The sequence below is a fragment of the Aristaeella lactis genome (assembly GCF_018118585.1).
Classification (GTDB): Bacteria; Bacillota; Clostridia; order Christensenellales; family Aristaeellaceae; genus Aristaeella; species Aristaeella lactis.
The window spans coordinates 163,354-178,900 of record NZ_CP069421.1 but is presented as its reverse complement, the minus strand read 5'-3'; the positions used below and the strand labels follow the sequence as shown (position 1 = coordinate 178,900).

Annotated in this window: 5 protein-coding genes, 5 tRNA genes and 1 other RNA gene; 7 read left to right on the top strand and 4 right to left on the bottom strand. The window is 49.5% G+C overall.

What is annotated here, in order from left to right; translation table 11 throughout:
- Positions 1–2 precede the first annotated feature (2 nt).
- The 3 genes from JYE50_RS00780 to JYE50_RS00770 all read right to left on the bottom strand — a co-directional run bounded on the left by JYE50_RS00780 (position 3) and on the right by JYE50_RS00770 (position 12,791).
- Positions 3–9,926 (bottom strand): Cna B-type domain-containing protein, encoded by a 9,924-nt coding sequence (locus tag JYE50_RS00780; protein WP_304588088.1) that lies wholly within the window; start codon positions 9,924–9,926, stop codon positions 3–5.
- Between the two features lie 83 nt (positions 9,927–10,009).
- Entirely contained in the window at positions 10,010–11,236 is a 1,227-nt protein-coding gene (locus tag JYE50_RS00775; RefSeq protein ID WP_084095979.1) for a hypothetical protein, read from the bottom strand.
- 322 nt (positions 11,237–11,558) lie between these two features.
- Positions 11,559–12,791, bottom strand: a complete 1,233-nt coding sequence (locus JYE50_RS00770; protein ID WP_084095978.1) for an AfsR/SARP family transcriptional regulator — start codon at positions 12,789–12,791, stop codon at positions 11,559–11,561.
- 423 nt (positions 12,792–13,214) lie between these two features.
- Between JYE50_RS00770 and tadA the strand changes: the two genes are divergently transcribed.
- Both tadA and JYE50_RS00760 read left to right on the top strand, forming a co-directional pair.
- A complete protein-coding gene (gene tadA, locus JYE50_RS00765) occupies positions 13,215–13,676 on the top strand; it encodes a tRNA adenosine(34) deaminase TadA (RefSeq protein ID WP_283399212.1) in 462 nt (153 codons plus the stop codon).
- On the top strand, positions 13,673–14,515 hold the full coding sequence (locus tag JYE50_RS00760) for a ComEC/Rec2 family competence protein (protein WP_084095977.1): 843 nt from the start codon (positions 13,673–13,675) through the stop codon (positions 14,513–14,515). The genes tadA and JYE50_RS00760 overlap by 4 nt, the downstream gene beginning before the upstream one ends.
- A 57-nt stretch (positions 14,516–14,572) precedes the next feature.
- Here the strand turns inward: JYE50_RS00760 and rnpB are convergent.
- Positions 14,573–14,908, bottom strand: an RNA gene (rnpB, locus tag JYE50_RS00755) — RNase P RNA component class A.
- 164 nt (positions 14,909–15,072) lie between these two features.
- On the opposite strand from rnpB, the gene JYE50_RS00750 reads away from it, so the two are divergent.
- The 5 genes from JYE50_RS00750 to JYE50_RS00730 all read left to right on the top strand — a co-directional run bounded on the left by JYE50_RS00750 (position 15,073) and on the right by JYE50_RS00730 (position 15,539).
- Positions 15,073–15,149: transfer RNA gene (locus tag JYE50_RS00750), tRNA-Arg, on the top strand.
- Between the two features lie 10 nt (positions 15,150–15,159).
- A tRNA-His gene (locus tag JYE50_RS00745) sits at positions 15,160–15,236 on the top strand.
- A 40-nt stretch (positions 15,237–15,276) separates the two neighbouring features.
- Positions 15,277–15,348: transfer RNA gene (locus JYE50_RS00740), tRNA-Gln, on the top strand.
- Between the two features lie 8 nt (positions 15,349–15,356).
- A tRNA-Lys gene (locus JYE50_RS00735) sits at positions 15,357–15,429 on the top strand.
- 29 nt (positions 15,430–15,458) lie between these two features.
- Positions 15,459–15,539: transfer RNA gene (locus JYE50_RS00730), tRNA-Leu, on the top strand.
- The last annotated feature ends 8 nt before the right edge of the window (positions 15,540–15,547 follow it).

The window sequence follows — 15,547 nt, the reverse complement described above, 5'->3', positions numbered from 1 at the left end:
CTTTACGGTCGTTGTCCGGTTGTAACCTGCGTGATCTCCACACTGTCCGCGGTCTCGCTTACAGTGTATGTCACGCCGTCCATGATACCGTCGGCCTGCGTCAGTACCCACTTCTTCGGATCACCCGTGAAGTCGCTGTACTTCTTCGTCAGTTCGCTGACGGCTGTACCGTCCTTCTTCAGTCCGTTGCCTGTCACCTTGAAGACGATATTCCCCTTCTGGGCATCCGTCAGATCCGAATCGCCGAAGCTCTTCGTAATCGTCAGGCCGGCTTCCTTCTCACTGTTCGTGATCCTGTAGCTGCCGTCATCCTGTTTCTCCGCGCTGCCCAGGTTGAAGTTCGCCGCATATGTACCTTCGATCGCCACTTCCTTCACGGAATATGTGACCTTCTGGTCGCCTTCATATTCGACCAGGTCTTCGAAGGTATGGCTCGGATGTGCCGCGCTCAGTGTCGCTGTCGCGTCATCACCCTCCACATCCTTGACTTCTCCGTCGCCGACCTTCTTCTGCAGCTTCACGCTGACCGTCGTTCCCGCCGGCCATGTGACATTTGTCGCATCGCAGACAACCGCGCTGTTCGCTTCCGCCAGCGACCAGATCTTGTCAACTGTAATGTTGACAGTCTTCTTGGTATACGTATTCACGAACGCTACCGTTCCGGTGCCTTCAGCAATTGTTATGCTGTCGCTCAGCTGCTCGTTCGCCTCGTCGCTGTTCACCTTTACGGTCGTTGTCCGGTTGTAACCCGTGATCTCCACACTGTCCGCGGTCTCGCTTACAGTGTATGTCACGCCGTCCATGATACCGTCGGCCTGCGTCAGTACCCACTTCTTCGGATCGCCCGTGAAGTCGCTGTACTTCTTCGTCAGTTCGCTGACGGCTGTACCGTCCTTCTTCAGTCCGTTGCCTGTCACCTTGAAGACGATATTCCCCTTCTGGGCATCCGTCAGATCCGAATCGCCGAAGCTCTTCGTAATCGTCAGGCCGGCTTCCTTCTCACTGTTCGTGATCCTGTAGCTGCCGTCATCCTGTTTCTCCGCGCTGCCCAGGTTGAAGTTCGCCGCATATGTACCTTCGATCGCCACTTCCTTCACGGAATATGTGACCTTCTGGTCGCCTTCATATTCGACCAGGTCTTCGAAGGTATGGCTCGGATGTGCCGCGCTCAGCGTCGCTGTCGCGTCATCACCCTCCACATCCTTGACTTCTCCGTCGCCGACCTTCTTCTGCAGCTTCACGCTGACCGTCGTTCCCGCCGGCCATGTGACATTTGTCGCATCGCAGACAACCGCGCTGTTCGCTTCCGCCAGCGACCAGATCTTGTCAACTGTAATGTCGACAGTCTTCTTGGTATACGTATTCACGAACGCTACCGTTCCGGTGCCTTCAGCAATTGTTATGCTGTCGCTCAGCTGCTCGTTTGCCTCGTCGCTGTTCACCTTTACGGTCGTTGTCCGGTTGTAACCCGTGATCTCCACACTGTCCGCGGTCTCGCTTACAGTGTATGTCACGCCGTCCATGATACCGTCGGCCTGCGTCAGTACCCACTTCTTCGGATCACCCGTGAAGTCGCTGTACTTCTTCGTCAGTTCGCTGACGGCTGTACCGTCCTTCTTCAGTCCGTTGCCTGTCACCTTGAAGACGATATTCCCCTTCTGGGCATCCGTCAGATCCGAATCGCCGAAGCTCTTCGTAATCGTCAGGCCGGCTTCCTTCTCACTGTTCGTGATCCTGTAGCTGCCGTCATCCTGTTTCTCCGCGCTGCCCAGGTTGAAGTTCGCCGCATATGTACCTTCGATCGCCACTTCCTTCACGGAATATGTGACCTTCTGGTCGCCTTCATATTCGACCAGGTCTTCGAAGGTATGGCTCGGATGTGCCGCGCTCAGCGTCGCTGTCGCGTCATCACCCTCCACATCCTTGACTTCTCCGTCGCCGACCTTCTTCTGCAGCTTCACGCTGACCGTCGTTCCCGCCGGCCATGTGACATTTGTCGCATCGCAGACAACCGCGCTGTTCGCTTCCGCCAGCGACCAGATCTTGTCAACTGTAATGTCGACAGTCTTCAGAGTATTCGTGACAACATATCCATTGCCTGCTTCGTTCTCCGTTATTGCTGCACTATAACCAATTGGCACACCACTCACGTTCGTTTCGGCGATGGTATATTCAATCTCATCGCCATCTTCATTTGTGATCGCCAATCCAGTAAAGCTTCCGCTGGTATGGTCCTTGTCCAGCTCGACCGTCTTGTTCGTCTCTGTTCCGTCTGCCACCAGCGTGACCGTTACCACAACATTATCGCCAGGCCACGGCAGCGTATCTCCGGCTGCGTCCTTCCAGATTTTCTCCACAGATACACTCTTCGAGTCTTCTGTATTCGTAATCGTTACAGCACTATGATCGTTATTCCACGCATATGTGTTCTCTACGATATTTGTTGGATTGGTAGAAGTTTCGATAACATAGTAAGTCAGATTATATTCTGTTACTTTCTGAGTCTCTTCATCTACAACCTGACAATACTCTGGCAAGTCTTCCCATACATATTTCCAGCTCAAGTTAGGATTCTCTGCATTATATTGCAGTGTGACAGGCTCTCCAATCAGCTCATAGTCACCCTCTGCCACATCTCCAACAACTTCCTTCAATGCTTTCAGACCTTGCTGGATATTTATTGAAGACCCAGTAGACCTTAAAGTGACATCAGAGGTACCGTTTGAAGCTATATACCGAACCTTCTTAAGATTCTCCACCAGCAAACCGCTGTTTGTTGATTGAGAAGCACTTGCACTGACAATAGAGCTTAAACTCCATCCAGTTGCAAATGTAATACTATGTTCTCCGGAAGTGGTAAATGTGAAAGGAATTGTTTGTGCATGTTCATTATCACTGTTTTCGGGTGTCGTAGAACCACTTGCGCCATTGGTTGCCGAATAATTTACAGACAAGCCATATCCTTTAGTTACAACTGTAACGTCAATTGTTCCTACGTCAAACTCCGTCGGTCCATAAATCACATCACGAGAGTTCTCATTATTACCCTCTTGTCTATAGATTGTTAATGTTATTTTTTGATCAGGATCAGGCTGACTGTTCGTATATGTTCCGCTAAATTCTACACTATTAGTGCCTGCAACAATCGGAATATTCTTTGGATCATCTGTAACATCAGCTTTTTCTGCGTTGCTTCCGCCAAATGTACCACAGTATACCTGATAAGTGTTCCCAACCGTCAGGCCCGTAATCGTTCCTGTCCATGTGCTGGTGCCATTTGAAGTCAATGTTATTGTTTTCGTTTCATCTCCGTTGACAGCATATACCGGCACACTTAAATCACTGGGCGGATTGTTCCAGTTTATAGTAACAGTAAGATCCTGCGTAGTCGGTTGCTGTCCTGCATAGGTACAATCAAATACGACTTCGTTGGTTTCGGCATCTGTTATTTCTGCAGTCTTCGGGTTCAATACAACAGACACACCACTATTTTCCGGAATAGTAAGCTGCACCGGATAGTTGTGATCAATTAACAGATTCTGAATCGTGGCCGTCCAATTATTACTTCTGTTCAGAGTTACTGTCTTCCCGTCTGTCGATGCTGTGATATTCACATCACCTTCCGGCGCATTTCCGGACCAGTTGATTCTGACTGTCAGATCCCTGTAATTGTCCGATGAATAGTATTCAGCATCAAATTTAGCTGTATTCGACCCGGCAACAATTGGATCAGTTGTCACGGTAGAATTGACCAGGCTCGTTCCACTGCCGCCCGTCACTTCCGCGGTCAGCGTGTAAGTTTCTCCTATGGTAAGATCTTTAAACTTGCCTGTGTAATTGTTGGCATTATTCAGAACCAGGGTCCCAACACCGCTGATCGATACGGTTATTTCCGCATCGCTGGGCTGGTCTGCTGTCCAATTAATATATACATCCAGATCTTCTGTAATCGGCGTCGGGGGTACCGTCGGCTCAATCTCAGTCCGGACAGCAATCAGCTGCACAGTAGCAGAACCCGAAGTGCGGTTAACTGTTTGGCCATTACTGTTTTTCCAGATCTTTTGTACACCAATATCAGTACTGCCTACATCGAGGTTCACAAAGGACATCGTTGGATCACTCAAAACTTTTGTGACCTTTAATGTCTCATTTTCATTTTCAGTTACAGTAATCGTAACTGTCTTATCTATCGGGTCACTTGTAACCCCGTCAACAGTACTTTCTTCCTCATGAATTGTGTATACATAGGTCCTGCCAACATCAGCCTTTGTGAAGGTAATTGTTCCGAAATCCACATTGGCAATATTACCTTCTGCATCGGGCTCAACAGTAACCTGTGTTGTCGTCACCCCATCCTTGACAGGCATCGGGATCGGTGTTTTAGCAGGTTCTTCTGTGGTTTCTTCAGAAGTCTCTCCAGAGGGTTCTTCAGTAGGTTCTCCGGAGGGTTCTTCAGGCTGTTCTATTTCTTCTGCTGTGAGGGTAAATGTCCATTTGTCGCCCGCTATAAACTTATTACGCTGACCGGATATTGTCTTGGTTGCTTTCAGGTCTTCCTGTACGGTTGCAGTATAGGTATTGCTGAATGCAGGAGCCTCCGGATCATAGGTTATTTCAGTTGTGAAATAAGATTCTCCATTGTTTACATCAGCATTCGGATTATAGGTCACGTCAACAGTTGCCGTAATTACTGTGGAATCATAGGTGATATCCTGCCAGACGTATACAGTTTCTCCTGTCTCTTCATCTGTTACTTCTTCAGCTTCATCAGGAATATCTTCTTTTATTTTATATATGAACTGTTTAGTTTCACCATTCTCTGCAAAATCTTCTGCTTTGTAGGAGATCTGTGTGAAATGAATTTCATTGTCATATGTACCGTTATATTTGTTTGTTCCGGTAGCGACTTCGGTATGTTTTGATTCATCCGGATCTGTTACGTCCGTAACTGTAAAGGTAAACTCCTTATCTCTCAGTTTACGGCCTTCCAGATGCTTAGTCCCGGTAAATGTGACAAATGTTTCAGCCTTAGTAAATGTATTTGCGAAGGTGATTCCGGTGTCGCACTGATCGTTATTGCCCCATGTCAGATCATGTTCCGCACCGATCGCAGCCAGATTAAGAGAGGCATTTTTCCCGCTGTTTGAACTAGAAATATGCAGCAGCGGTTCCTCTGAATTGATCTCATAATACTTTATACTGCCCATCCGCAGTTCGGAGTGGCTTGCGTCAACTGCATACTGGATGACATTACATTCAATCAGGAACTGATGGGAATCCAGAGTGGTGTTCGTAATGACCTCAGGAACTTCATACACCCTGAAATAGTATGTTCCGGCACTGTCAAAGGATATATCTTCAAAACTGATAATATCCTTGCTGTCGTTGTTCCCGGCCTCATTATTGACCGTCTGAAGCCGCTGCCAGAATACCCTCTGCTCCTTATCTTCACCGGTCAGCGCAGCCATGCGTGTGTTGTACTCACTGTTGGTCAGATGAGGAGTCAGTTCTTCCAGTGTGAATTTATATTTCTGTTTCTCTGTCGGTTTCGCGCCATTGACTGTCTTCTCAAATCCAAGATCACCATAGAAACCGATCAGGGTTGCACCTGTATAGGGATACAGGTGACCTTCACCGGCCGAACGGACCTTATTGCCGACCATACACCCACTGTTGTTACCGCCCTGGACATCAATATATCCCTTCGGAGCAACGATATGCCCGAATTCGGGTGTAACGGCATTGGTGACATTGACTCGCTGCGCGTTCGGGTAATTCCACAGCAGAGACATGCCGGCACCATCTTCAACAGTGCTCAACGGATTGCCGTTTATTGTTACCTTGGGAGAAGTGTAGGTTCCGGTTCCCAGATTGTTTACAACCGTTGCAGGAATATCGCTGTAATCGTATGTTCTTACAGTCTCATAATGGCCATTAACATATATCTGTCCTGTTATTTCCGGGAATTGCCTTGGGGTTCCGTCTGCATTCAGGACAATTATATTAATCGTAACTTCAGTATTCTCGGGGTAATTGATTGTCACATTGGAACCGGCGTAGACGTTATATGTGTTTGTCTTGTTTTGATCTACTGTATAATTGCTGGTTCCTGTATTGCCCAAAGAATTCGAGGTGCTGATAACCATATTCTGCAGGCGATCCCAGTCAATATAATCATCATCAACAACTGTGACGCCATTAGGCTTTGTTCCTGTATAACCGTTTTCACCGGTGTATGCGCCATTAATATAATGATCACCCACAACCGTATTAACTGAACCGACATAGCTATTCCAATTGTTATCATTATTCTGACGGTTGTTGAAGAAGGAACTCTGCCTCTGCGGAACATATCCACCTACAACGGACGGCTTCGTAATCTGCGAGCTGTCAGCAACGCCTGTACCATTCCTGTAGATAATATCTCCGCGAACCAGTACGCCGCCCATCTGATGCTGATCCATCAGGAAGTCGCCGTCGCCGAATGCAGAGGCTCCGCTGTCGCTCGGGCTGGCCACCGTGTTGGGGCAGAGCGTTACGATGTTGTATCCGTTCAGGATCTGCTCAAGCGTATATCCTGTAAACTTATCTGTATTCTTTTTCAGTTCAATAACATCATAAACATCCAGATAACTGTCATAATCCGGATCCCCAATTATTGTACGGCCCTGGCTGGTGCCATTTGCCTCTACAGAAGAATAGCTGATAATCTGGAAAGAATTCAAATATTCACCTGTATTGACTTTTGCACCATCAGACGGTTTTGTGCCGGAAGTATTCTGCTTAGGATAAGCTATTTCTGTCGTTACTTTCTTCTCGCTCCCTGTGAATGTCTGTTCGGCAGGGCCCGCAGCATCTCCATTTGCTTTTTTCCATTCAGTGATCGGAATATCAATATAAGTGCAGCCGTTCTCTTCATCTACGGTCAGGTATTCCGCAGTCTTGTGTGTCGCATTGCTCAGCTGAACATAGCCATATGTATCCTGTCCGACGTTATGCTCAACAGTTACTTTGACATAGGCGCCACCGTCCAGGTTTATTTCATCCGGATCCGTTGTATCAAACTTCAGACGAACATGGTAGCGTGGGGTTGCTGTAGCCCTCTTCAGATGAACATTATAACCGTCATCCGTTGCTTCTCCGCCTCCGAATGCCCATCCTTCCGGCGGTGTATCCTCTACATGGGCAGTATCGCAGGCCTCCTCATAGTTCTTCGGTCTTTCAGCCGGACCGCCTTTCAGTTTTATAACACGGATTTGTCCTGGACGGGTATCGATGTGGTAACCGTCATCCAGGTTAATTGCCGGTGTATTCGGTTCAAAAGCGTTTGCGTTTTTCAGAACGAATTTTTCAATCTCAACATCAATATAGTCTTTGTCTTCCGGGAACTCAAATTCCTGTAAAGCATAACCCCACAGCTCCGTACCGTCAGTTCCGGACAGCAGCGGAACACGAATATAGTATTTCCCGGGGATTTTTTTATCTGGCACTAACGGCGTTTCGTTGTCATGTTCATAAGTAGAAACCCGAACGATGATCTTGCCGGTTTCCGTCGCGGTGAATACATATCCGGGATCTGCCCTGGTACGCAGCTGCTCCCAGGTATATTTCCCCAGCTTAGTGGTTGCTTCCAGATCCTTGAGGTCAGCCAGCGTCGGATTGGTTTTTGTTCCACGGTATTCAACCAGTTTTACAGCCATACCTTCCGGCAGACCGGTAAAGCTGTCAACTCCGTTGCTGAAGGTATTGTTGTCAGATGTGGAAACTTTAGCATAGTACAGAGCTTCATCACCGTCAGAGGCAACCATATAATAATTTCCGGTCAGTTCCGGATTATTATCAGGGTTCCCGTTTTTATCATAGTATCGAACTTCTACATCTTTTCTTTCGTTGCGCTTCGCTTCAAATGTACAAACTGCATTTGTTTCATCAAAACGATGTGTGAGAGCGTATTCTCCCAGAGTCGTTGCAGTTGATGCTGCAGCCGCTTCTTCGAGAGAGGCATTTGCACTGTCCGTTTTTTTAATCTCAAGGGTCATGTCTTCTGCCAGTCTGATGACATTTCCCCGATCATCCGTAAATACCATATTTCCGGAATTGGACGGTACAGCAGAATAAGCTACGGGCTCTCCGTTCTTATATGCCACAATATAGTAGTTTCCGTTCAGGTCAGCATTATTCTGGGCCGTATCCCCTTCATAATACTGTATAGAGGATGTGTACCGTTTGGGGCTTTCTGCTGTGAAAGTAATGATATTGTTTTCCGGTTCAAGTGTTTCCGGATAATTCAATGTATATTCTTCCATCTCGCTGCCATCAGCGAGCCATACGTTCCCCGTGCTCTGGAGCTCCTGGAGGGTTGGATTATCATTAGAACCGGTATATTCCACAATCTGGATCCGCTGAATTCCCGGCAGTTTTCCATTGGAAACCGCGTTATCTCCCACAAAGCTTCCGACAGTTCCGTTGCTGCTGACCGGAGCATACAGATCAAAAGCATCTCCGTCTGTGCTGGCCAGGATATAGTATCTCCCATTCAACGAAGGTGTGACTTCCGTCCCGTCCTCTTTGAACAGAATCTTTGCTTCATATTCCGGCAGCGTACCAACGATGATGGTAGTAATATCCCCCGCATCGTTCCGAATGTATTGCACAGGGAAACTGTTGTAAGTGCTGGAATCTTTATCTATTTTTGTTCCGTTAAGCTGGCCTCGAAGGGCGTTTTCAAAACTGAAATAATCATTGGGGCCCACCATCAGAATCACAACATCTGTGGTGTCACCCGATGTATAGTTGATTGTTGTCGGATTTTTGTCCGGATGTGAGAATGTTGTTCCTGAATGGATGGTGTGATTTGTTCCGCTTGTCATCCCTGTCAATTCGATTACAGAACCATAACCATCCCTTGTTCTGTCAAAGAAGATTGCATAAATCGTTCCGCTCAGATTGACACCTTTGCCGAGTTTGACTATGGCTATATGTTCGTCAGGTTCCGTTGGTTCCGGCTCATTCCCGCCGCCTTGATTATTCTCCGATTTAGTGATTGTAATCTTATATGAACTATCTCCTGTTTTCTCCCATGAAAGATTATAATCATTTTCTCCAACAGAAATCGTATTGCTTGTATTCAGGTTAAAAACAACGTCATTGCCGTTTTCGTTCGGCGTCGGTGTTTCGCCGGATTCATAGCGTTTCAAAATAACAAACAATGTGTTTACTTCATCCAGTCTGTCAACGCTGAATCCATAGGTACCGGCGGGACTGCTTGCCGTGATTTCCTGATTCTGATAAGGCGCAATGTCGTCATTGCTGCCCACAACAATATAATAACGCGATCCATCCGCGGAAAGATCAATATTAGTAGCTTCAACGGTTACCGTAACATTGGAACCGTCACGTGTAGCTTTTGTCGGTGCTTCATTAGCAACAGTTAACGTGATGATACCATTGGTTGTTGAGGTGTCCGACCAGGAGAAATACAGGCCGTCCAATATTCCGTCTTCGGTAAGAACATCATACTTGGGCTGCGTTTTGGCGCCGCTTAATGTTGTACCCCGCCAGTCATCATCCAGAGTGTATTGCTTGGTATTGGGCTTAACCACAATGTATGAATAACCGGAACCAAGATTTGCTTGCTGCTGGCCGTTTAAACTGTCAAAGGACAGTTCTGTCCCATCAGGCGCATAACTCAGCTCGGCAGATAGAATCGCTATTCCCGAAGGATTGAATGCAATGACATAATACCCCTGCGGTACGTATTCAATGCCGTCCTCCACATCCAGTTTAACACTGTATGAAGATGGCAGGCCTGCAGGCTCTACTTCCCCGGTATTACCATCCGCCGCAAACACGGACAGCGGGAATATGTTCACCAGCATCACAAGAACAAGCAGGAATGCCGTTGTTTTCTTCAATGTGTATCTCATCTGGTTCCCTCTTTTCAGTCAGCCTTTAGTATTTGTGGTAAAGCAGCATCTGCCGTGTTCATAACGAACACGGCATCCGGCTGTTATTCTTCCTGGTTTTCCTCCACATAGACGATGATCCGCCAGTAGACAACGTTATTCTCTTCTGTGATAACCATATCCATGGTAGTATCTGTTTCACCCGGGATATCGTACCAGGTTTCCTTGTCCGGGCTGTATTGCCACTGGACCGTATAATCCACATCTTCATAGCCGTTCAGCGTGGCAGTGAAGTGGGCTGTATCTCCAACAATGGGATAAGCAACATCCCATTTGATTTCCACATCGACAGACCTGCCGGATTCCGGTTCTTCTTCCGCAGGCTCGTTTTCTTCTTCAGGCTCTTCTGCCGGTTCTTTAGGATCTTCGTCGTTCGCTTCTTCAGTTGTTTCTTCTTCCGGTTCGCCGGCTTGTTCTTCTGTCAGTTCTTCTTCCGGTTCTCCGGCGGGCTCTTCTTCAGACTCACCGGCTTCCTCTTCCGCGGGCTCCTCTGTCAGTTCTTCTGCCGGTTCAGTTTCCGGTTCTTCCGGCTGTTCTTCAGTGGGTTCGGTTTCCTTTTCTGCTTCCGGTTCTTCGACGGGCTCTTCTTCGGAGTTCTCAAGGGAAGCTTCCCATGCGGCATATCCCTGGTCATCCAGGATGGTTGCCTTTGCTTTGGCCATCTTGTTAGGCTCTACAGGGCCGATGGTGATCAGGTAGGAACCTGCTTCAGCTTCCAGGTTGATCACAGCGAGCTTCGTTTCAGAATTCGCTTCAATCTTGCGAAGGTTGTCCGCGCTCTGCTCGGATTTGCGGATATTGGCCCATGCGTTTTTGCCTTCCACGATCAGGTGGATGGTCTGTGCTTTATCCAGGTCCAGTTTCAGGACCGTCAGTTTAGTATCCCGTGTGACACCTTCCCAGGTTTCACCCAGGCGCACACTTTTCGTGATGATCACTTCAACACTGTCAACGGGAGGTTCAGGTTCTTTAATCTCTTCTTCCTTCCCGTCTTCCTCAGTTTCCGGAACCTGGGGGTTTTCTTCCTTCTCGTCTTCCTCGGTTTCCGGAACCTGGGGCTTATCTTCCGGAGTCTCGATCTCTTCTTCTGCTTTCTCCTCCGGAACAGCTGTTTCTTCCTCTTCAGGAACCGCAGCCTCTTCCTCCTGTGAAGGTGCCAGGTCTGTCGGGGTGGCAGCCGTTTCTTCTGCAGAAGCCCATACGGAAACAAGGCCCGTCATGAGCATGATCGTGCAGAGAATGGAAAGCATCCGGATGAAACGATTCTTCATAATCTTGACTCCTTTAAGGTCGGTCGGTAAGGTTACATCACATCGTCCAGGCTTTTTGTTTGTAACTAATGTCCGAACAATTACCGCAAATGCAATTGTTGCAAACGTTTTTAATGTTCTGTTTTCAGCTGGATTATAACACGATAAGCCTTATTTTTCAACATTTTGAGCAGATTGTATAATTTCGTTTGCATGCAAATGTTTGCAATCCTTTGCGTCACCATTGCGTTGATTTTGCTGTATTTTTATGTAATTATGAAAAAGAGTTGTATTGTAAAAAACACGCTTTCATTTCGAAAGCGTGTTTTTTGAAAAAACTTTTTTATTCTTCCGGTGACTCAAGTTCCGGCAGGTCCGGTGCCATTCCCTGGGAGCTCAGCGGACCGACGCGGTAGTTAAATACGATGTTGCTGTTGGGGTAGCTCCGGTAGAAAATGCGCTTGATACGTTCCAGGACCATGCCGCCGGTATTGTAGTTGACCGTGGGCAGAAGCAGGGCGAAAATCGAGGGAGCAAACCGGGTGATGGTGTCGCCCTTACGGAGGTTCTGTTTCAGGATTTCCAGCAGGCCGTCCATGATGTTGTTCTGCCGCAGGGTATCCAGTTCCTTGTCGTTATAGGGGGAAACCATGATGATGGCCAGGAACATGGTGGCACCGAGACGCTCCAGGTTGCGCATCTGCAGGTTGAAGATTTCCTTGAATACGGCGTACTCGCACACGAAGGCACCGCGGTGGTCTCCGCTTTCCCGCAGTTCGTTGCGGATGGATTCCAGGTTGAAGTCCAGCGTCCGGCCGGCGGAGATGATCTGCTTGTAGAATTCCTGCAGGTCCTCACTGGGCTGGACACCCAGGTAGCGGTAGTTCAGCTGCACAACGTGCTTGTACTGCACCAGTGCCTCACCTGTCCGGTTGATCTTGATCAGGGCGGACATGAGTTCCATATGCAGCCGGTCATCGAAAGAGTCAACATCCAGTGCGCGGCGGCAGACACTGACGATATCCGCGAACTGGGACTTATCCTTCAGCAGTTCAATATAGGCATACACCGCTGCCATATACTTGTTATGCAGGGTGGTCGCCTTTGCCAGCGCCCATTCATTCTGCTCGCTGTGCTGCAGCAGGTCGCCCTGGTACATTTCCAGCAGCTGGTTATACAGCCGGCGCTGTTCCTGCACGGGAAGGGTATTCTCGGACAGGCGCTCAAAGATGGCATCGATCTCGTACAGGTCAATGCTCATGCAGTCCGGGCACTGCCAGTGATAGGCACCCCGGTCGGAAACAACGCAGGCGCCCAGCATCGGGTCGATCTGGTTAAGCAGCACGCGCAGGCGGCTGACCAGCGTTTTCAGGGCATTTTCGGGGTTGGTGCTCTTTTCCTCGTCCCACAGGGCAGCCAGGAGCTTCTGGTTCGGGACAGGCTCTCCCTCATTCAGGATCAGATACTGAACCAGGGCTGCGCCCTTCTTGGATTTGGTCGCCAGATGATCTGTCTTTTTTTCATCAATATAGATAAGGAAATGGTCCATCATCTGGATGCGGATGCTGTCTGCCACGGGCTCTCCCCCTTGCGTTTTAACACTTTATTCCAGTAAACCGTGAAATATTTCAAAATTATGACGTCACTTCAAAATTTTGTCACATTTTCAGTCACGGTTACATTGTAACAGGGCTCAACGCATTTTGCAAGTATTTTATTGAGTCAAATGCAAATATATTGCCATCGGATGTAACTCATAATTATCAATGCTTTTACCCGTTCAATCCTTTCAAACCCTTGTTAAAAACGTTTGCAGCAGGAGCCTTTGATTTTCAAGGAGTTCACTCAGGCTGTCATTTTCCTGTCCGGATTCACGCTTTGTGCTGTGTTTCGCATCGGTGTAACCGTGTCGGCGGAAATGTTGACTTTTTCTGTTTCCTCCCTAATAATGATAGCAGATTACAGCCGCGGCAGAAGGGAGGCGGAGCCTGTGACCCGTATGGATGAAACCGGGATGCGCAAGGCGCTGGAGGAAGCGGAAAAAGCGCTTGCCGAGGGCGAGGTGCCCGTCGGGGCAGCACTGTATCATGGTGATGAACTCCTCTGGGCGGACCATAACCGCCGGGAGGTCAGCAAGGATCCGACAGCCCACGCAGAAATGCTCTGCCTGCGTCACGGCGCTGAAAAGCTGAGAGACTGGCGTCTGAAAGACTGCACCCTGTATGTGACACTGGAACCCTGCCCCATGTGTTCCGGCGCCCTGCTGATGAGCCGGCTCGGCCGTTGTGTGTTCGGTGCTGCCGATCCGGATGCGGGCTGCTGCGGCAGCGTTTACGACCTGCCTGCGGATCCCGCACTGCACGGGCATACCCTTTGGACCCACGGCGTGCTGGAAATGGAATGCAAAGCACTGCTGGATCGTTTCTTTAGTGAAAGACGACCGGAAGGAGTGAACCAATGAAAAAGACCTTACTGATCAGCATTCTGGCCCTTTCACTGCTGTTCACGGGCTGTACGGGCGAGAGCGCCGGGGAAAACGAGATGTCCCTGCTGGCCATCAACGTCCGGAAAGCGGATGCGCTGCTGCTGCGTTGCGGCACAAGTGCCTACCTGATCGATACCGGAACAAAGAAAAGCGCTGATGATATGCTGGCCGTCCTGCGCGGGGAAGGCATCACCCGGCTGAACGGGGTGATCCTGACGCATACCCACGCGGACCATGTCGGCGGATTGAAGGCATTGCTTGAATCCGGTATTGAAATTGAAAACATATATACCTCTAAGTATTATGTCCTGAAAAAGGAAGACGGAAAGCATCCCGTAGATAAAGCCATTAAGAAGAAAGACTATGAAGTCACTTACCTGGCGGCCGGGGATACGCTGCCCCTGGACGGCGGAAAGTTGACCGTTGTCGGCCCGCTGGAAAAGAATGAGGAAGCGGAAAACTGCAATTCCCTGGTACTGCTGGCGGAAGGCGGCGGTGGCAGCATCCTGCTGACCGGGGACATGGAATTCCCGGAGGAGGCTTCCCTGCTGGATGCCGGGCTGATCCCCCATGCTGATGTGCTGAAGATCGCGAACCACGGGGAAAGCGATGCCACCAGCGATGCGCTGGTCGCCGCGGTATCCCCTTCCCTGGCGGTTATCTCCACCAACACAGTGGATGAGCCTGACACGCCGGACCCCCGTGTCATGCGCCTTCTGTCCGGTGCCGGCATTCCGGTGCTGATCACCCAGGATTCGGAAAAGGGTATTCTTGTCACCCTGCGTGACGGAGAAGTCATTACCGAAATAAAGTGATACCGTCCATAACGGTAAATACGAAAAAGCTCTCCTGCGCGGAGAGCTTTTTCATGAAGTACGAGCGTGACCATAAGCCGGGTTCTGTATTGGACGGTCATCTATCCAGGCCGTACGTTACCGCACGGCTCAAGCGATCGCGGAGGGCGCAGCGGGCCGCCGACATGCCTCCATTGCATCTTGCACCGGGTGGGGTTTACAGCACGGGCCTGTTACCAGGTCCGTGGGTGAGCTCTTACCTCGCCTTTCCATCCTTACCGTCCCGAAGGGCGGCGGTTTCTTTCTGTTGCACTCTCCCTGGAGTCGCCTCCGCCGGCCGTTAGCCGGCACCCTTGCCCTGTGGTGCCCGGACTTTCCTCATGCCCGAAGGCCTGCGACCGTCTGTTCACCTCGCACCCGCATAGCATATCCTGCATAAGTTGTTTTGTCAATGCGCAAAGGTGAAAAATCGGTTGACACAGCCACAGTCCGGTGATATAATGCATATCTGTCAGCGGAAACGGCAGGTTTCCCCTGAAAGCGCCGATTTTTCTCCGGAGGAAGCCGTCCTGCGGCATGCGCCTGTAGCTCAGTTGGATAGAGCAACGGCCTTCTAAGCCGTGGGCCGGGGGTTCGAGTCCCTCCAGGCGCGCCAGATTCCTATGGTGGGTATAGCGTAGTTGGTTAACGCGTCAGATTGTGGCTCTGAAGACCGTGGGTTCGAGTCCCACTACTCACCCCATCTTTTTTCCTTCGGCGTCAAGCTGGCAGTTTACCTACGTTGGGGTGTAGCCAAGTGGTAAGGCACGGGACTTTGACTCCCGCATTCGTAGGTTCGAGCCCTGCCACCCCAGCTTTGTATGACCCATTAGCTCAGTTGGCAGAGCACTTGACTTTTAATCAAGGTGTCTGGAGTTCGAATCTCCAATGGGTCACTTTCCTCTGCTTTCGCCGGGTCTGACCTGCGGGCGTGGCGGAATGGCAGACGCGCCAGACTTAGGATCTGGTGTCGAAAGGCGTAAGAGTTCGAGTCTCTTCGTCCGCACAGTTCCC